Origin of the sequence: Brachybacterium subflavum, assembly GCF_009299795.1 — a bacterium.
GTDB lineage: Bacteria > Actinomycetota > Actinomycetes > Actinomycetales > Dermabacteraceae > Brachybacterium > Brachybacterium subflavum.
In genome coordinates, this window is sequence record NZ_VIGP01000004.1 from 90,868 (window position 1) to 107,889 (window position 17,022).

The window sequence follows — 17,022 nt, forward strand, 5'->3', positions numbered from 1 at the left end:
TGGGGATCCCGCCCGTGGACATCTCGAAGACGGACCGGCTCACCTCGCACGGGTCGATCGTCCGCGGTGTCCGGTACACGGATCGGGAGGTGTTCCTGCCGATCTTCGTGGACTGCGCGGACATGTTCGAGCTGAATGCCCTGCGGCAGCAGTGGTACGACCTGGTCGCTCCGGACAAGGGCCCGGTGGAGATCCGCGTAGAGATCCCCCAGGGTGACGACACGGACCCGATCACGCGATCGATCTTCGGCTACTACAAGTCGGGGCTCGAGGGTGACTTCGGAGACGACTACTACGGGGACGCGCAGAAGATCGGCCTGACCTTCGACTGCCCAGACCCGCTCTGGCTTGGCCCGGAGCGTCTGCGCACGTTGCAGATCAACCCTGGTAGCAAGCCGTTCCTGTCGGACTACCAGTTCACGCGGAAGAACCTCGCGGTGAACCCGTCGTTCGAGTCCGGCCTGGCGCAGGGGGCGTCCCCGACGGGCTGGGCAGTGAACGCCACGGGCGGGGTGGACACGGCATGGGCGGGCGCGGGCACGCAGTCCGTGCGTGCCGAAGCGGTCTCGGGGGGAACCAACAACACGGCGTTCTACCCGTGGGGCACCCCCGACAAGTCCGACATGGCAGCGGTCTATGGCATGACTTCAGGGAAGACGTTCACGGTCGGCGCGACGATCCATCTGGGCGCTGCGCAGACCGGGACCATCATTGATCACGCGCGACGCATCGGCATCAACACGTACGCGAACGGCTCAGCCTCGTACAACGTGTTCCAGTCCGATGCAGCACCGAACGCGGCTGGCACGTACCGCCTGAAGGTGACGTTCACCGTCCCGGCCGGTAACCCTCTCGTCTCGGTGCGTCTCTCGAACGGGTCCAACACGGTCCCGGTCTGGTGGGACCAGATCACCGTCGAAGAAGGCACCACGGATGGCACCTACTTCGATGGGGACTCCACGGGCGGTGCCTGGACTGGAACTCCGCACGCCTCGGTGTCAGGCCTCGTTGTCCCCGGCACCGGCGTCCCGTTCTTCCCCGTCGTGCTCGCCGAATCCTTCGCTCAGGGCAAGTGGACGGTCGCGATCGACGGCGACTCCGATGTCTGGCCGACCTGGGAAATCACCGGCCCGGGGTCGGACCTCATCATCCAGCGCGGAAGTGAGCGCATCTTCATCCAGGGCCAGTTCACCGCGGGCAGCGTCACGCGGATCCAGACGGCACCCGATCGGATGCGGATTACCCCCGACCGCTGGAATGACCTGTCACTCGACTCCGACCAGTTCCCCCTCAAGCCCGGGAGCAACGACATAGCGGTGTCCCTCGCCAACGCGACGACCGACACGACCATCCGCCTCGTCTGGCGAGAGACCTACCGGGGGGCGATCTGATGCTGACCGTGTGGGCTCTAGACCCTCAGCGGGTAAGGCGCGGGCACCTCGTGCCACTTGCCTGCACGGCCATCCTCAAGGACGCCGACGTCGGCACGTTCCAGATCACCACTCTCGCCGGCGAGGACCCCGCGCCGAGGATCGTGCGGGGGTGGCGTGTCCTGCTCCAGGACGACGGTGTCACGATGTCCGGCACCATCCTCCACACCGAGCTGTCCCCGGGCGGCATGGAGCTGACGCTCACGGGCGAGTCGGACCTGCGGAAGCTGAACATCCGCATCACCTACCCGACCCCGACGCAGGCGGCGACGTCGCAGACCGCGGAGGCGAAGTACTCACGTAGCGGGCCCGCAGAGACGGTCATCCGGGACATGGTCCACGCGAACGTCGGCACCGGCGCGATCATCGCCCGACAGGAGCCGGGGTTCACCGTCACCACGTCGCAGGGGCGCGGGGCAACGGTAAAGATCGCGACCCGCTTCGAGCTGATGCTCGAGCAGGCACGCAAGCTCGCCCGCTCCGGCGGCGTCACGTTCGACGCCGTCCAGGAGGAGGACTCGCGAATCGTCCTGCGGTTCCGAGTCCCCACGGACCGGTCCCGCAAGGTCCGGTTCACCGAACGCAACGGCGGCAAGGGCGACGACGCGTTCTCGCTGGACGCCCCGACCGTCACGACGGTCATCGCCGGCGGACAGGGCCTCGGCACGTACCGCAACATCCGCGAGTACAACCGCGCTGGCTGGGTCGAGCGGATCGAGCAGTTCCTCGACCAGTCCTCCACGGACGACGACGCCGAGATCAAGCAGGCCGCCGACGAGGTCCTCGACCAGGGCCGCGAAGGCGCGTCCGCGACATTCAGCGCCCAGGAGACGCCGGACCTGAAGTTCGGCAAGGACTACTTCCTCGGCGACACCGTCGCCGTCCTCATCGGGGGCGTCACCGTCACAGAACCCATCCGTCAGGCGGAGATCGAGTGGGACGGCTTCGGTCGCACCGTGAAGCTCTCCCTCGGCGACCAGGACACCACCGACGATCCCGACCTCAAGCTCATCGAGCGGGTCAAGAAACTCGAAGCGCTCGTGCGCAGACAGGGGGCACAGAAGTGACCGAGTACAGCTATCCCGTGGTGAACCAGCCGCTCCCTGCAAACCAGTGGACCTCCGTCACAAAGGGCATCGGCAACGGCATCATCGACGAGGGCAGTGGCCCGTACCAGTTGTCGAACTGGTCCAACGCCGACAACACGGCGGTAATGAAGTGCCCCACGGCGGTCAACAAGCAGTACGGGCACGCGATCCTCGAGGGCTTCTACCACCGGTACGACGCGGATATCACGCTGTCGTTCCCGGCAGTCACGTCTACGCGGCGCTACATGGTCGTCCTGCAGTACGACCCCAGCAACGAGACGAAGCCCGTCGCGCTGAAGGTGCTCACGTCTCTCGACTACACGCAGGGCAAGAACTACATCCACCTGTACAACGTGGACAGGGAGCCCAACCAGCTCCTCACCGACGCCACGGTGCGCTCGCTTCGGCCCCGGGTTTCCCCCGTGCAGGTGTACGGGGCGTACGACCGTCTGCCGCTGGCGTGGAAGGTTCTGTGGGGCACCGTCGCTGTCGTCCACAACGACGTGACCACGAACAGCGTCCAGATGTACATCTCCGTGAGTAGCGGTTCGTCCGCAGCCGATGAGGACCGCTACTGGAAGCTGATCTACGACCAGGCGGAACCGTCGTGGCTGAGCGTGAACGACTACGAGAACTCTGTGGGCGGAACGGAAAGCGGGTATCCAAAGGAGATCCTGCGGGACGGCTCCACGCGCAAGATGCACGGGCGGATCAGAAGGCAGGACGGCTCGCAGTACTCGGCGGCATCCGGGGCGGGATACCTCGTCGCAACTCTCGGTGCGTCCGATACGCCGCGCCTGGCAATCTCGTACCCCGTCCGCTGTGGGGGCGGCACTGACGGTGTGCTCGCGCGAGGAAACGTCGTAATCCGTCGCAGTTCAAGCGAGGTCCGCCTCTACATCGACCAGGGTTCGTGTGCCTGGGTCGATCTGGGCACGCTGGAGTGGGACGTTCGATGAGCTACGACGACATGAGCACGAACGAGCTGCGGGCGGCTGCGGCGGCGATGCTCGAAGAGGTGGGGCGGCGCGAGGCCGAGCAGTCCGCGCGCGCCGCCGTGGACGATGCCGTGCAGGCCTACGCCGACAGTCAGGGCATCACGCCCCTGCAAGCCTGGCGTGCGCTCGCACCAGGGGGTGTCAACATCCCCGACGACCCCGAGCCAGAGCCGACCCCTGATGCACCCGAGTTCGTGCAGCCGAGCGGTGCCCACGACACGTACCAGGCGGGTGACCTCGTCTCCTTCCAAGGCCGCATCTACCGTTCCCGGATCGCCAACAACGCGTACAGCCCGATCGCATACCCCCAAGGCTGGGAGGCCATCGCATGTGTAAGAACCCCTGGGAGATGACCGACGCCGAGCTCGCCGAATACATCGAGCAGATGAAGAACGAACTCGCGCGCCGGCAGTCACTCGAAGCCGTCCGCGTCCAGATCGGTGACGCGATCAAGGACGCGCGCGGATCCGGCGTCCTCGAGACCCCGGAAGCGGGGGCGGACTACGTCGAGCCGGACGACGCGACGAAGCTCTGCGTCAAGGGCGACGTGCGCACCCACAACGGCGAGACCTGGGTGCTCGAGCACGGCGCGTGCGTCGGCCCGCCCTCCGTCGAGAACGGCTGGGTCAAGGCCGACCCCGCCGACTGACCGACCACCACCTCGAGGCCCTGCACCGTGCCGGTGCAGGGCCTTCCTCATGCCCAGGAGGCAACCCATGGCACTCGCTCTCGTGAAGCTCCCGAAGGCGTGGTCGAACCATGACCGCGTGGACCAGCTGACGGGTCCGGCGTACGCGTCGGCGACCCGGATGCTCTCGCGCGCGGTCGCGGAGACCGGCGTGAACTTCAACATCAACAGCGCGTACCGGAGCAAGGCGGAGCAGATCGCCCTGTTCAGGGCGAACTACACGAACCGGGGCACCCGGTCGAAGGTCGCCTCGACGGACCGCATGTACGCCGGCACCGCGTGGAAGCACACGGGGTCGGTCGCGGTCGCCTCCCCGGACCTGTACGGCACCGGCACCGGCGCGAATCACACCCTCGGGATCGCGATCGACATCGTGCCCGCCGCGATCCAGACCTGGATCCAGCGCAACGGCCCCCGGTTCGGGTGGTCGTGGGCTGAGGGCAAGCGCAACAACGAGGCGTGGCACTTCGTGTACTCGGCGGCCGGCGACCAGTACCGGTCGGAGGGCACCCTCGACCACGCCTGGGTGCAGCGCGTCGTCGGCGCGTCCCCGGTCGACGGGAAGATCGGCACCGGCACGGTCGCGAAGATCAAGGCGTGGCAGAAGGCGCACGGCCTCGAGGCCGACGGCAAGGTCGGCCCGGCGACGAAGGCTGCCATGGCGAAGGGCGGCACCTCGGGAAAAGGTGACGCCCCGGCTGCCGGGGCGACCCCGGAGAAGCCCGCGGCCCCGTCGAAGGAACCGGCCGCGACGCCCGGCTGGATGACCGGCGCAGATCAGTCGCAGACCTGGGGCGGGAACCCGCACAAGGCGACCGTCACGAAGCTCGTCCTGCACACCACCGAGGGCTCGGGGTACACGGACTACGGCAACGGCGGCTCGGCCCCGCACTTCACGGTGAAGCCCGGCCCCGCTGACGGCGACCACATCCGCCAGCACATCCCGACCACGGAGGCGTCGAAGGCCCTGGAGAACCGCTCCGGCGGCGTCGAGACGAACAACGCCGGCGTGGTCCAGGTGGAGATCGTCGGCTCCTGCGACCGGGCGTACGCGGAGAAGAACGGTCTGCGCTGCACAGAGGACTACGGCGACGACGACCTGGCATCGGTCGCCGCGGTCGTCGCCTGGGTCTGCGAGGCCCACGGCATCCCGCTCTCGGCGGCCGGACTTGCGTGGCCGACGACGAACGCCGCGTACCTCGACGCGCCGCAGCGCATGTCCGGCGAGGAGTGGACTGAGTACGCCGGCATCTGTGGTCACACGCATGTCCCGGAGAACGTCCACTGGGACCCCGGTGCGTTCCCCGTCGCCCGGCTCCTGGAGCTCGCCGGCGGCGCTCCCACCACTGCTGACCCCTCTACTCCCACCACGGACGGCGGAATGCCGAACGGGAAGGACCTCCTCATGGCACTGATCGCAGCCCCCGACTTCCCGCTGCTCCGCACCGACGGGCACCTCTGCTACTTCGGCCCGAAGACCGGGCCGAAGGAGTCCGTCTCCGGGCACCAGGCGAACACCCTGAACCCCGGCGACGTCGGCTCGAACGGCTCGACGGGCCTCAAGGCGTGGCAGAAGCGGATGAACGCCCGCGGGTACTCGCTGACCGTGGACGGGAAGTACGGGGACGCGTGCGCGAAGGCCGCGAAGAACCTGCAGAAGCTCGCCGGGATCACCCAGGACGGGCTCATTGGCCCCGACTGCTGGTATGCGGCCTGGCTGCTGCCGGTGAAGTGATGCTGTCCGCGTCGCACGGCCGTATCTCCCGCGACCCTCGCACGTGGATGCCGGGGTCGTGGGAGCCGGGCCGCATCCGCCTGGAGGACACCCTCGTCATCAAGGCCGTCCTGATCATGACGGCGACCGTGCGGGGCCTGGACTACCTCGCCCCGAAGCCGCCCCTGTCCACGCCGGCGGTCGAGTCCATGCGCGTCGCGTTCCCCCTCGCCGTGTGGGGGCTGCTGTTCGTGATCCCCGCGGCCGTGCTGCTGCTCGGCCTGCTCGGACGGATCCACGTCGCCGTCTGGCTGGGGCACGGCCTGCTCGCGGTCGTCTACCTCGCGCTCGCGGTCGCTCTCGGCAGCGAGTACGTCACCCACCCGTGGTGGAACGGGATCCGCTCCGCGACGGGCCTGCTGCTTCCCGTCGGCCTGCACGCGATGATCTGCCTCCGCACCGGGTGGCGGCCGATCACATGGAGGGCAGCCGATGAGTGACAGCCCCGTCGTCGTCTACGTGACCATCGCCGTCGGCGTCCTCCTCGTCATCGCCCAGGCCGTCCCGAAGATCCTCGGCCCCCTCGGCACCGGCGTGCAGGCCTGGTCCCGCAGTCGGCGTGAGAAGCGGATCGCCGACGAGGCCGCGGACATGGCCGACGTGCAGCGGCAGGTCACCTACCTCACCGAGCAGCGCGAGAAGGACCAGGCGCGCCACGACGAGGAGATGGCCAAGCAGCGCGCGGAGTTCGCCGACTACCGGCGGAAGCAGGCCGCGCGCGAGGAGCGCTGGCGGCGCGAGTGGCAGCACCACCGGCAGTGGGACTACCGCGCACAGGAGGCCCTCATCGGCCGCGAGCCCCCATTCGACATCTCCCCACCGTTCATGACCCCCGATCCTCCGAAGGAGAACACCCATGAGTGAAGCACTGGCCAGCCTGGCCGACATGTCCCCCATCGGCGCAGTCGTCGTCATCCTCGGCGTCGTCGCGTCCGTTCTTGTGCAGGTCGCGAAGCGCGCGCACTGGTCCAAGAGCACCACGCAGCTCGTCGCCGTCGGCATCGCCACGGTGCTCGGCATCGTCGCCGTGATCGTCTCCGGCGTCGTCGTCGGCATTCCCGGCGGCCTCACCGACAAGGTGTCCGTAGCGGTCGTGATCGTGGCCGCCGTCGCGGTCGCCTCCCGCGCCGCGTACGCCATCATCGGCCAGGCCATCCCTGATGGCACCGACGGCGACGATCACGATGAGACGCACCGGGCCGATGGCTGACCACGAGTGCCCCGAGTGCGGGGCCCGCTACGGCTCCGAGGCTGCCCGCGACCAGTGTGCGTTCCGAGACGCGGAAGCGGACCGAACCGAACGCGCCCGCCAGCGACACCGCTGACGTAGCGTGGAAGACGGCGGCAAGGGGAGTCCTCGGTGCTTGGACTGTCCGCCTCGAGCGGGGTCGTCGCTCCGCTCGACCAGCGCCCCATCCCCTGCCCGGGGGTGGGGCGCTTCCTTGTTATCCACATCTCATCCACATCGCCGGGTGTCGCGGGTAGGGTCGCCACTCATGTGGACCGAGAACGAACAGCGCACCGTCGCCGGCATGCTGCACGTCGGACCCGCAGAGGACATGGCGTCCGAGTACGTCGCCCTCGCGTGGGATCGGCATGGGGCGCTGGTGAGTCCGGACGAGGCGCGGCTCGCCGTCGCGCGGTGGCGGTCGTAGCGCGAGCGCGCATGAGAACGCCCCCATCCTGACCTCACGGTCGGGGTGGGGGCGCTTTCGTGCGTCCGGGGTCAAACGCTCAGTCCAACATTGCTGGTGCCAACGGTCCTTGCAGATGAGGCGTCCAACGCTACTCGTCCGCCGTGAATCTGAACTCGGGTGTCTGATGCGGAACGACGGATGGATCCTGCTCAACACCCGCTAGAGCCTTGCGGGCTTCGCGAGCTGCCGTGTCGTACAGGGCATGGTTCACCCAGGGCGCGAGCACTTTACCGCGTTCGTTGGCCTCTTTCTCGGAGAGGGGGCCCTGGTTGTCTCTCAAGACGATCGCCGCCGACACCGTCACTCCGGCGACCATCTCTCCGCTCGTCACGAAGAGGTCGCCAAGTAGCACCATAGGAGGATGCTCGGCACTGGTCGAGATCGCGCCGATCGTCCACGACACTGCAGGCACAGGCTCGGGCGCGCCGTCAAGATCCACCACATCATCCGGTGCAACCATCAACCGGAGAACGCTGAGTGACCCAAGTGCCACGTCCGGAGCGCCGTCAGGAAACATTTGGGCGAGCGTCTCGGGATCTGGGCCTTGAGGCCCGCCTTCGACACCCGTCACGCCTGGGCCTCCGCCATCGCGACACCGCGGAGGCGCGTAGCTCGGATCGCGTCTCGAGAGTTCCAGCGCGCCTTAGGCTGCTGGGCGATCGCAGCGGCAGTCTTCGTGCTCCAGACACCGGAGGACGCGAAGTGCGAGAGATCCTCGGACCCCTCGGCTACTCCTCCGGCGTCGACCTGGTGGCGAATCATCGCGCCGAGAGCTCGCGCGTAGCGGCGGATTGTAGAGAGCTTCGGATCGCTGCCGAGTCGCTCGAACTCACTGATGGTGGGCTGCGATACCCCGATCTGCTGGGCGAGCGCCTCCTGCGAGACTTGGAGATGCTTGCGCAGCGCGACCAGGTCAGACAGCATCTTCCGGTCCTCGCGCGCCAGCTCGAGGGCAAGATTCGCGCTCTCGTCCTTGAAGTACTCGGTGAACGGGTCGACGGGGCTCATAGGTTCCATCCTATATGCGGCGGGTCAGGCAACTATAGGGCCATGCCAGATCTCACGCTAGACGACGCCCCAGAGAGAGTCGTAGCCCGCCACCCACCGATCCGAGGCAACATCGATCTCGGCGTTCTGCCTCGCTTCGATCTCGTGCTGGGGGACGTCAACGATCTTGCGGTGGGAGCGCAACGCTACGAGGTCCCAGGGAAGCCGAGGATCTTCGGTCTCGTAGATCCGGAGCAGGACCGACCATGCGACAAGGCTGATCTTCAGCTCAAACAACGCCCCGTCACGAGCCACGGGCTCCACCTGACTTGGCTCGAGTGCTGTGCAAGTTTCGATGGCTTCGAGCGTGACCCGAATCTCGGCGAGGACTTCGGGCTGCACCTTCGGGTCGACGTCGCTCTTCACTGCGTCCACCAGTTCTCGCTGCACGATGTAGGGGTCGCTATCGACTTCGGCCCAACGGAGCGCCTGAGGTGCGTTGGTCGCATCGGTGCATCTCGATCGTCGAAACATCCCCATTGGTCGATCCTAGTGTCGTCGAGGGCCAAGGCGGCCCGCTTCACCACCGCCCCGGGTTCGCCACACGCAGCGCGCCCCTTCCGGTGCCAGCCCGGACAGGCCGGCGCGGCAGTCCCTTAGGCGCGGAGCGCGCGGCGAGCCTCAGTGAGCTCGGCGAGAGCTGCCGCATCGGTCGACTCGTCCGTGTCGGAATGCTTCACCGTGTCCTCGATGATCGGCTCGAAGTCGTCCACGAGCTCGAGCATCGCGCGGGCCGCACGCGCCGGATCCTCGTGAGCCAGGCCCAGGAGGATCTTCGTGCTGTACTCCTCGAGCGGGTCACCATCCCCGACGAGCCTCGCGGCGGCTGCGGCATGGCGGAACGCGCGCAGGACGTCGGCGGTCTGCACGCCATTGAGTTCAGTAGAGCTGGTCATTGGTGCCGCTTCCCCCTCGGAGCTGGTACGAAAGTCCCACGCTACGGGCGGAGGCCCTCGGCTACACGAGATTCGAGCCGGGTCCGGGGCGATCGTTGTGGATTCGTCATGTTCGCCCCGGGTTCGCCTCCCGCAGAGCGTCCTTCCAGTACGGGTCCGGCCGCCCCCGCGAGGTCGTGAGCCGAGCGCCCGCCAGGTGCACCCGGGCGCTCACCCACGCGAGGACGTACGGCTCCGCGGCGTCCAACTGCCCGATCCACGCGTCCACGGTGAGGTCCAGGTACTCCCCGTCCACGCTCACGCGCACCGTCTCGGCGGGGAGGCCGGCGTCCCGGTGGCTGTGCGAGAACTCGACGGGAGTGCCGCCGTCCACGGTCCGCCGGTAGCCGGAGACGACGCGCTCCGCGGCGGACAGCAGATCCTCATACGCGAAGTAGCGGGGGTAGCGGGTGCGGAGGTCGTTCATGCCGCCGGCTAACTCGAGGGAAGAATCAGGGAGAGCAGGCTAGCGAGGCACCCGAGTGCAACGCCCAACCCGACTGCGACTAGCCCCGCCCTGCGGCTACGCTCAGCTTCGGCAGCCTTCGAACCGATCGATCCGCCACCAAACAGCGACGTCGACACCAACTGTTCGAGTGTCTCCGGGCCGCCCTCGAACTTCTTGTCCTTGAGCTCGTTGTACTCCTGCTCAATCTGCCGCGATTCATCATGGTGCCCGCTCGCATACAGGTTCGCTCTGCGCGACTCCATGTCCTGGTGGATCTCCTGCGCCAATCTCCAGCGTCGTGCCAGCTTCCGATCCTTCGCCCACGGTCCGATGGAGCCAGCCAGGGACAGTGCCGCTGCGGCAACGTATAGAGCCACGACCACGTAAATCATGGTGCCTCCTGAGCAACCGTGACTTGCAAGACACCATCCGGGTGCGCCCATTGACTGAGAGCCGCCAGTTTAAGCGGCCCGAAGAACGGGTGCACCCGCTGCTCGATCCTCATCCGCACCTGGTGCGCCCACTCGGCGTCCCGCTCTCGCATGCTCGTCATGAGGGAAGTCTGCGCCAGGGGTGGGACGGTCGAAGCTGTAGGCAGCAGAACAGCGCCGAACAGGTGTGGGAGCAGATGTGTGTCCTGATGTGTATTTCCGGCCGCGCGGCTCTCCCGGCTGCGCCGCTTCGTCCCAACGCGGAAGGCCCCTCACCGTCCTGGTGAGGGGCCTTCTGTCGTGCCGTGGAGCTTAGGGGAATCGAACCCCTGACCTTTTCATTGCGAACGAAACGCTCTACCAACTGAGCTAAAGCCCCGTGCCGCGTGGCGACCTGGCAAGCCTAGCATCGCGAAGCCGGTGCTCACGACCGCTCGGAGCCGTCTTGACGAGGATCACAGCGACCTGTCACGGAGCCGGAGCGGAGCCTCCGCAGCTGCCGTCGCCCGCTCTCACGCGACCCGCTCGTCGCGGGCCGCCTGCACCTCGTCCATGAGCTCGTCGAGCACTGCGAGGCGCTCGGGACCGGTGCACGCGACGTATGCGGGCTGCTCCTGCACGGGCCGCCCCTGCCCCGTGGTCCCGGGCCAGGTGCGCAGGCTGCCGCCCGCGCTCTGGACGAGGTGGAATCCGGCGGCGACGTCCCAGGCGTTGATCGAAGGAAGCAGGGTCGCATCGGCACGGCCCAGCGCCACGTACGCGAGCTCGAGCGCGGCCGAGCCCAGGTGGCGGACCGCCGAGACCCCGTCGGACAGGCGCCGTCCGTGCGCCGCGGACAGCTCGGCAAGCTCGCTGTAGGCGCGGTACCCCGGGTAGCCGGTGAGGACGAGCGCGTCCTTCGCGGCGAGGGTCGGGCGCCCGGCGACCTCGACCCCGTTCAGCCGCACCGGTCCGTCGGCCGCGCTGATCACCTCGCCGAGCACGGGCGCGTCGACCACTCCCGCGACCAGCTCTCCGCCGACGGCGACCCCGATCGAGACGCAGAACAGCGGCAGCCCGGCCGCGAAGTTGCTGGTCCCGTCGATCGGGTCGACGTAGAAGGTGATCTCGGAGTCGGAGGACCCGCCGTCGGCCCCGGCACCGGGCCGCTCGCCGCCCTCCTCGCCGATCACGCGGGCGCCCGGCACGCGGCGCGCGAGCTCGCGCACGATGATCTCCTCGCACGCGCGGTCGTGGGCGGTCACGATGTCGTGGCTGTCGTTCTTGTACTCCCGCTGCAGGGCGGTGCGATCCAGGCCGCGCACGTAGTCGGCGGCGAGGGACGCGGCGGCCTCGGCCGCCTCCAGAAGCTCCTCGGGTGCGGTCACTGTGCCTCCTGTGGCTGGCGCGGGCTGTGGTCGGCTCAGGGTCTCAGGCGCGGCGGCGCGCGAGGATCTCGTCGAGGCCGAGATCCGAGGCGGGCGTGCGCTGCGGCTCCTCGTGCAGGGCCTCGTCGGCCACGTCGTCGGTCTCGACCTCGAGTGCGACATGCTGAGGGGCGACGCTGCTGCGGTGGGCCGCGTGGCGGGTGGCGAGATCCTCGACCTCGCCGCGCAGGGCGTAGGACGGGCGCGGCACGGGGCGCGGGATCCACTCGCCGGGCGCGGCGAGGGCGGCGCTCGCGGACTCGATCTCCTCACCCAGCTCCACGTGCTCCTCCGTCTGCGCGGTCGCATCGACCTGGGTGCGCGCGGTCGTCGCGCTGGTGGAGCGCTCGTCCGACCGAGCGATCGGTGCTGCGACCTGCGGGGCATCTTCGGCCGAAGCGCTCTTCCCGGCGGGGCTCGATGCGGTGGCCGACGCCGTCGTACCGGCGTCTCGCAGCTCGGCGGCGCGGCGCAGACGGGACCGGCGGTCCAGCTCGGCGCGACGCAGGCCCACCACGTAGGCGGCGAGGACCGCGAGCGGAAGCAGCACGCTCCACACCGGCAGGATCGAAACGCCGGCGAGCACGCCGACCCCGATCGTCACCAGCGCGAGGGCGAGCAGGACCACGCGCAGGGTGCGGCGCTGGCGCCCGGCCTCCTCATAGGGGTCGACACGGGTGCCCGGGGACGCGTCGAAGCGCGGGCGGGCGGTCGGATCGGCGGGACGCAGCAGCAGACGGTCGTCATTCATGACGTGCACCTCACGGGCTCTCGGGCGGGAGTGGGCGGCCTCGGAGAGATCCCGCGCGGTGCGGGAGTCCCGGGAGCGCATCGCGTCACGCGCTCTCGAGATCAGCTCCCGGCGCTCCGCGCTGCGCGGGACGGCATAGCCGACCCAGACGAGCAGCAGGAGGGCGAAAAGGACAGCCCCGAGGTTGAAGGTCTCCACCTCGCCCACCCTAATGACACGGCTGTGATTCAGCTGGTCACGACGCGCCCGTGGCGCCCATGTGTTCGCGCCGATACCGCGCGAGCACTCCCCTGCCGCGCTCGTCGGTCTCGACCTCGTCCGCCGTGAGGGCGAAGCTCAGGTGGTCGCGGAAGGCGCCGTCGACGTGGATGAACCGCTCGCGCAGCCCCTCCTCGCGCAGGTGGAGCTTGCGGGCGACCCGCAGGCTGGCCTCGTTCTCGGGGCGGATGTTGATCTCCACCCGGTGCAGCCCGACCTCGGCGAAGAGATGGTCGATGAGCAGGGCGACGCCGCGCGGCGCATACCCGCGGCCGGCGCGGGCGTGGTCGATCCAGTAGCCGATCGTCGCCGAGGACTGCGCGCCGTACAGGATCGGTCCCGCGCTCACCTGGCCCGCGGGTCGGCCGTCCGCGCACAGCAGCAGGCTCAGGTGACGGCCGGCGCGTCCCTCCCGCTCCGCCCAGCGCAGCAGCTCCGCGTGGGTGGGCCGGGGCCGACGGCGCTCGGGGTCCGTCGCGTCCCAGGGCGCGAGCCATTTGCGGTTGCGCACCAGCAGCGTCTCGAAGGCACGGCGGTCGCGACGGCGCAGCGGACGCAGGGTGAGCTCCGCATCCGAGAGCACGAGCGGCCAGACAGGGGGCATCCGGGCATCGTAGCCATCGCAGGGGCGGCGTCCCCGGTGCCATGCTGGGGCCGTGGAGGAGAACTCACGGCAGTCCCCCGCCGTGCGCAAGCGGGCCCTGCGCACGGGACTGCGCACCGAGCGCGCCGCGACCGCCCACCGCTCACCCGACGAGGACGCACGCCTCGCGGGCCGGGCCGATGAGGTGCTCGCCCTCCTGCCCCGGGCGACGGGCCCGCTGCGGATCGCCGCCTTCGACCCGACACCCACCGAACCCGACGTGCGGAGGCTGCTGCGCGTGCTCGCCGACCGCGGCCACCGCATCCTGCTGCCGGTGCACGCGGGCGAGGGGATCGACTGGGCCGCGTGGGACGGGGCCTCCCCGCTCGCGCCGCCTCCCGCGCGGGGCTTCGGCGGGGAGCCGTCGGGCCCGCGCGAGGGCGCCGACGCCCTGGCCCGGACGGACCTCGTGCTCGCCCCGGCCCTCGCCGTGGACCGCTCCGGCACGCGGCTGGGGCACGGCGGCGGCTACTACGACAGAGCGCTCGATCACGCGCGCACGGCCGTGGTCGTCGCCGTCGTCCATCCCTGGGAGGTCCTGGCCCCGGGCGCCCTGCCGTGCGAGGCGCACGACCGGCCGGCGCACGCCGTGCTCACCACGGGCGGCGTGGAGCGGCTCGGATCATGATGGGCCGGGATCATTGCCCGGGCGGTGCGCCTTCCGGGCGCAGCTGAGGGCGAGCGGCGCGTCGAGCATCACCCCGGGCAGTCCTGCTGGTGGGCCCCGCGCGGCGGTAAGCTCGTGCGGGCGCCTCGGGAGGCGCCGATCACCCTGGATGTGGAGGACCCTGTGCCCACGTACGCGTACGCCTGCAAGAACTGCGGCCACCGTTTCGAGAAGTACCAGAGCTTCAGCGACGACTCGCTGACCGACTGCCCCGAGTGCGGGCAGTCCGCTCTGCGCAAGGTCTTCGACAGCGTGGGCGTCGTGTTCAAGGGCTCGGGCTTCTACTCGACCGACTCCGCGTCCTCCCGCACCGCCTCCTCGGCGTCGTCGGACTCCACGAGCTCGTCCGATTCCTCGAGCTCCTCCGACTCCTCGAGCAGCGCCTCCTCGTCGAAGGAGACCTCGAGCGCGTCGAGCGGCTCGTCCAAGGCCCCTGCGGCCGCCTCCGCCGCGGACTGAGCACTCCGCCGTCGTTCCTCCACATCACCCCGTCGTCCACAGTGACGACGGGCGACCCCCGGCGCCCACCAGCTCGCCCTAGCGTCGGGGCATGCTGCGACGACTGCACGACTCCCTCCCCCGCTGGCATCGAGCCGTCCGTCGGCGACGGCGCCTGCTAAGCATCCTGCTCACCGCGCTGCTCGCGGTCGCGGTCCTGCCCGGGCTGCTGCCCGCGTCGGCCGATGCGCGCGGCGTGCTCGTCGCCGCGCACGACCTCCCTGCGGGCGCCGTGATCCGCTCCGGGGACCTGCGCGAGGCCGAGGTCGCCGATGCTCTCGTCCCCGAGGACTCGACCTCGGATCCCTCACGGCTGGAGGGCCTGCGCGTCTCTCGCAGCGTGGGCGCCGGGGAGGTCCTCGCCCCGCAGAGGCTGCGCGAGGAGGCGCAGTCACCGCCGCTGACGGGACGGGCCGTGGTGGTCGTGCCCGTGGCCCCCGCGCTCCTCCCGCGCCTCGCGGCGGGCGACGAGCTCAGCCTCGTCGTCTCGACCGAGATGCCCGGTGACACGCGCAGGATCAATGCGATGGTCGTCGAGGTCCCGGCCGACGCTGCGGCGACGGGCCCGATGGGTGCTGTGTCCAGCACGGATGCCGTGGAGATCCTCGTCGCCGTGGATCCGTCGCACACGGGAGAGGTCGCTCACGCCGTCCGTGAGGGCTGGCTCGAGATCGCGATCGTGTTCTAATCTCCCCAGCGGATGCTTCCCCAGCATCCACTGTGTCACCCGATCCCCCGCGTCTCCGAGCAGTGAGGAAAGCACCGTGAAGGGCTTCAAGGACTTCGTCATGCAGGGCAACGTCATCGACCTCGCCGTCGGTGTCGTGATCGGCGGTGCCTTCACCGCTCTGGTCACGGCCTTCGTCACGTACATCATCAACCCGATCGTGGCCGCGGCCGGCGGCGCGAACGGCATCGGACTGGGCTTCCACGTCATCGCCAGCAATGACAAGACGTTCGTGGACATCGGCTCGGTCATCTCCGCCGTCATCACGTTCCTCATCACCGCCGCGGTGGTGTACTTCGTGTTCGTGCTGCCGATGGCCAAGGCCCGTCGCATGGCCATGATCCGTCGCGGCGAGGACCCCGACGCCCCGGAGGCCACCCCGGAGGACATCGCGCTGCTCACCGAGATCCGCGACGCCCTCCAGAACAGGGACGCGAGCACCCCGGGCCAGACCCCGCAGCAGTGAAGGAACCCCTCCGGCCCTGCCGGAGGCTCCGCGTGACGCCGTGAGAACGGCGCAGGGACGGGGCGGGACCTTACGGTCCCGCCCCGTCTTTCTTATTCCCGGGCACGGAGATTCCCGCACGCCCGACCGTCCCGCCTGTGCGGTACCGTTCCCGGGTGCCCGCCGACTCCCCCGCGACCGTCCCCGATCCCGTCGGACTCCTGGACCGCAGCGGGATCGACGCGGTGATCGACTGGTTCACCCGCGCGGGGCGCGAGCTGCCCTGGCGGGCGAGCGATGCGAGCGCCTGGAGCATCCTGGTCTCGGAGATCATGCTCCAGCAGACTCCCGTGGTGCGGGTCCTCCCACGCTGGCAGGAGTGGATGCAGCGCTGGCCCCGACCGCAGGACCTCGCCGAGGCGTCCACGGCCGACGTGCTGCGCGCCTGGGACCGCCTGGGCTACCCGCGCCGTGCGCTGCGCCTGCAGGCCTGCGCCCGCGCCATCGTCGAGGAGCACGGCGGCGAGGTGCCCGTCGGGCTCGAGGCCCTGCGCGCCCTGCCGGGCATCGGCGAGTACACCGCGGCCGCCGTCACCGCCTTCGCCCACCACGAGCGCGCGGTGGTCGCGGACACCAACATCCGACGGGTGCTCGTGCGCTGCGTGCGCGGGGAGGCCTTCCCCGGCAGCACCTTCACCGCATCCCAGCGGGCGCTGGCCACCGAGGTCCTTCCCGCCGGGACGGAGCGGTCCGTGCGCTGGAACCAGGCGGTGATGGAGCTCGGCGCGCTCGTGTGCACGTCCCGCTCCCCGCACTGCGAGATCTGTCCGCTGGCCCCGCACTGCGCATGGCTGGCCAAGGGACGTCCGGCGGACTCCGGGACACGTGCCCGCACCCAGGCCTTCGAGGGCACCGACCGTCAGATGCGCGGCAGGATCATGGCGCTGCTGCGCGAGGGCCCCACGAGCCGGGAGCGGATCGCGCAGCTGCGCAGCGACGAGGACGACCACAGGGTGCCGCGGTGCCTGGACTCCCTCGTCGCCGACGGACTCGCTGTGGTCGAGGACGGGACCGTGCGCCTGCCCTGACGC

The 17,022-nt window shown here is 69.6% G+C and carries 24 protein-coding genes and 1 tRNA gene; 15 read left to right on the forward strand and 10 right to left on the reverse strand.

Annotated elements, in window-relative coordinates; all coding sequences use genetic code 11:
- Nucleotides 1-14: 14 nt before the first annotated feature.
- From FHG10_RS10695 to FHG10_RS17995, 10 genes are all read left to right on the forward strand, one after another.
- Nucleotides 15-1,391: a phage distal tail protein gene (locus FHG10_RS10695; RefSeq protein ID WP_193636277.1), complete on the forward strand. Its 1,377-nt coding sequence runs from the start codon at nt 15-17 to the stop codon at nt 1,389-1,391.
- A 50-nt stretch (nt 1,392-1,441) separates the two neighbouring features.
- Nucleotides 1,442-2,497 carry a siphovirus ReqiPepy6 Gp37-like family protein gene (locus FHG10_RS10700; RefSeq protein ID WP_193636278.1) on the forward strand — a complete coding sequence of 352 codons (1,056 nt, stop codon included), beginning with the start codon at nt 1,442-1,444 and terminating at the stop codon, nt 2,495-2,497.
- Nucleotides 2,494-3,477, forward strand: a complete 984-nt coding sequence (locus FHG10_RS10705) for a hypothetical protein (protein WP_152353333.1) — start codon at nt 2,494-2,496, stop codon at nt 3,475-3,477. The genes FHG10_RS10700 and FHG10_RS10705 overlap by 4 nt, the downstream gene beginning before the upstream one ends.
- Before the next feature lie 11 nt (nt 3,478-3,488).
- Nucleotides 3,489-3,869 carry a hypothetical protein gene (locus FHG10_RS10710; protein ID WP_152353334.1) on the forward strand — a complete coding sequence of 127 codons (381 nt, stop codon included), beginning with the start codon at nt 3,489-3,491 and terminating at the stop codon, nt 3,867-3,869.
- Entirely contained in the window at nt 3,845-4,165 is a 321-nt protein-coding gene (locus tag FHG10_RS10715) for a hypothetical protein (protein ID WP_152353335.1), read from the forward strand. Before FHG10_RS10710 ends, FHG10_RS10715 begins: the two co-directional genes overlap by 25 nt.
- A 67-nt stretch (nt 4,166-4,232) precedes the next feature.
- The gene (locus tag FHG10_RS10720; RefSeq protein WP_193636279.1) at nt 4,233-5,939 is read left to right on the forward strand and encodes a peptidoglycan-binding protein; all 1,707 of its coding nucleotides are present in this window, start codon (nt 4,233-4,235) and stop codon (nt 5,937-5,939) included.
- A 47-nt stretch (nt 5,940-5,986) separates the two neighbouring features.
- Nucleotides 5,987-6,418 carry a hypothetical protein gene (locus FHG10_RS10725; protein ID WP_152353337.1) on the forward strand — a complete coding sequence of 144 codons (432 nt, stop codon included), beginning with the start codon at nt 5,987-5,989 and terminating at the stop codon, nt 6,416-6,418.
- Nucleotides 6,411-6,842, forward strand: a complete 432-nt coding sequence (locus FHG10_RS10730) for a hypothetical protein (protein ID WP_152353338.1) — start codon at nt 6,411-6,413, stop codon at nt 6,840-6,842. The genes FHG10_RS10725 and FHG10_RS10730 overlap by 8 nt, the downstream gene beginning before the upstream one ends.
- Nucleotides 6,835-7,188: a hypothetical protein gene (locus tag FHG10_RS10735; protein ID WP_152353339.1), complete on the forward strand. Its 354-nt coding sequence runs from the start codon at nt 6,835-6,837 to the stop codon at nt 7,186-7,188. The genes FHG10_RS10730 and FHG10_RS10735 overlap by 8 nt, the downstream gene beginning before the upstream one ends.
- A gap of 286 nt (nt 7,189-7,474) precedes the next feature.
- Nucleotides 7,475-7,633: a hypothetical protein gene (locus FHG10_RS17995; RefSeq protein ID WP_193636280.1), complete on the forward strand. Its 159-nt coding sequence runs from the start codon at nt 7,475-7,477 to the stop codon at nt 7,631-7,633.
- A gap of 130 nt (nt 7,634-7,763) precedes the next feature.
- Here the strand turns inward: FHG10_RS17995 and FHG10_RS10740 are convergent, their stop codons facing one another.
- The 10 genes from FHG10_RS10740 to FHG10_RS10785 form a co-directional block, all read right to left on the reverse strand.
- Nucleotides 7,764-8,246, reverse strand: coding sequence for a hypothetical protein (locus FHG10_RS10740; protein WP_193636281.1), 483 nt, complete (start codon nt 8,244-8,246; stop codon nt 7,764-7,766).
- Nucleotides 8,243-8,683, reverse strand: coding sequence for a helix-turn-helix domain-containing protein (locus tag FHG10_RS10745; RefSeq protein WP_193636282.1), 441 nt, complete (start codon nt 8,681-8,683; stop codon nt 8,243-8,245). The genes FHG10_RS10740 and FHG10_RS10745 overlap by 4 nt, the downstream gene beginning before the upstream one ends.
- Nucleotides 8,684-8,740: 57 nt before the next feature.
- Nucleotides 8,741-9,097 carry a F0F1 ATP synthase subunit delta gene (locus tag FHG10_RS10750; protein WP_152353342.1) on the reverse strand — a complete coding sequence of 119 codons (357 nt, stop codon included), beginning with the start codon at nt 9,095-9,097 and terminating at the stop codon, nt 8,741-8,743.
- A 221-nt stretch (nt 9,098-9,318) separates the two neighbouring features.
- Entirely contained in the window at nt 9,319-9,591 is a 273-nt protein-coding gene (locus tag FHG10_RS10755) for a hypothetical protein (protein WP_152353343.1), read from the reverse strand.
- A 133-nt stretch (nt 9,592-9,724) separates the two neighbouring features.
- Nucleotides 9,725-10,084: a hypothetical protein gene (locus tag FHG10_RS10760; protein WP_152353344.1), complete on the reverse strand. Its 360-nt coding sequence runs from the start codon at nt 10,082-10,084 to the stop codon at nt 9,725-9,727.
- Nucleotides 10,085-10,092: 8 nt separating this feature from the next.
- Nucleotides 10,093-10,497: a hypothetical protein gene (locus FHG10_RS10765; RefSeq protein ID WP_152353345.1), complete on the reverse strand. Its 405-nt coding sequence runs from the start codon at nt 10,495-10,497 to the stop codon at nt 10,093-10,095.
- Nucleotides 10,498-10,842: 345 nt separating this feature from the next.
- A tRNA-Ala gene (locus FHG10_RS10770) sits at nt 10,843-10,915 on the reverse strand.
- 133 nt (nt 10,916-11,048) lie between these two features.
- Nucleotides 11,049-11,903, reverse strand: a complete 855-nt coding sequence (locus tag FHG10_RS10775) for an inositol monophosphatase family protein (RefSeq protein WP_227488184.1) — start codon at nt 11,901-11,903, stop codon at nt 11,049-11,051.
- 43 nt (nt 11,904-11,946) lie between these two features.
- A complete protein-coding gene (locus FHG10_RS10780; protein ID WP_152353347.1) occupies nt 11,947-12,891 on the reverse strand; it encodes a hypothetical protein in 945 nt (314 codons plus the stop codon).
- A gap of 37 nt (nt 12,892-12,928) precedes the next feature.
- On the reverse strand, nt 12,929-13,555 hold the full coding sequence (locus tag FHG10_RS10785) for a GNAT family N-acetyltransferase (protein ID WP_152353348.1): 627 nt from the start codon (nt 13,553-13,555) through the stop codon (nt 12,929-12,931).
- 52 nt (nt 13,556-13,607) lie between these two features.
- Between FHG10_RS10785 and FHG10_RS10790 the strand changes: the two genes are divergently transcribed.
- The 5 genes from FHG10_RS10790 to FHG10_RS10810 all read left to right on the forward strand — a co-directional run bounded on the left by FHG10_RS10790 (nt 13,608) and on the right by FHG10_RS10810 (nt 17,019).
- On the forward strand, nt 13,608-14,222 hold the full coding sequence (locus FHG10_RS10790; RefSeq protein ID WP_227488185.1) for a 5-formyltetrahydrofolate cyclo-ligase: 615 nt from the start codon (nt 13,608-13,610) through the stop codon (nt 14,220-14,222).
- Nucleotides 14,223-14,384: 162 nt separating this feature from the next.
- Nucleotides 14,385-14,720, forward strand: coding sequence for an FmdB family zinc ribbon protein (locus tag FHG10_RS10795; RefSeq protein WP_152353349.1), 336 nt, complete (start codon nt 14,385-14,387; stop codon nt 14,718-14,720).
- Between the two features lie 91 nt (nt 14,721-14,811).
- Nucleotides 14,812-15,447 carry an SAF domain-containing protein gene (locus tag FHG10_RS10800; RefSeq protein ID WP_152353350.1) on the forward strand — a complete coding sequence of 212 codons (636 nt, stop codon included), beginning with the start codon at nt 14,812-14,814 and terminating at the stop codon, nt 15,445-15,447.
- 76 nt (nt 15,448-15,523) lie between these two features.
- Nucleotides 15,524-15,952 carry a large conductance mechanosensitive channel protein MscL gene (mscL, locus tag FHG10_RS10805; protein WP_152353351.1) on the forward strand — a complete coding sequence of 143 codons (429 nt, stop codon included), beginning with the start codon at nt 15,524-15,526 and terminating at the stop codon, nt 15,950-15,952.
- A 155-nt stretch (nt 15,953-16,107) separates the two neighbouring features.
- The gene (locus FHG10_RS10810; RefSeq protein ID WP_406565162.1) at nt 16,108-17,019 is read left to right on the forward strand and encodes an HhH-GPD family protein; all 912 of its coding nucleotides are present in this window, start codon (nt 16,108-16,110) and stop codon (nt 17,017-17,019) included.
- Nucleotides 17,020-17,022 lie beyond the last annotated feature (3 nt).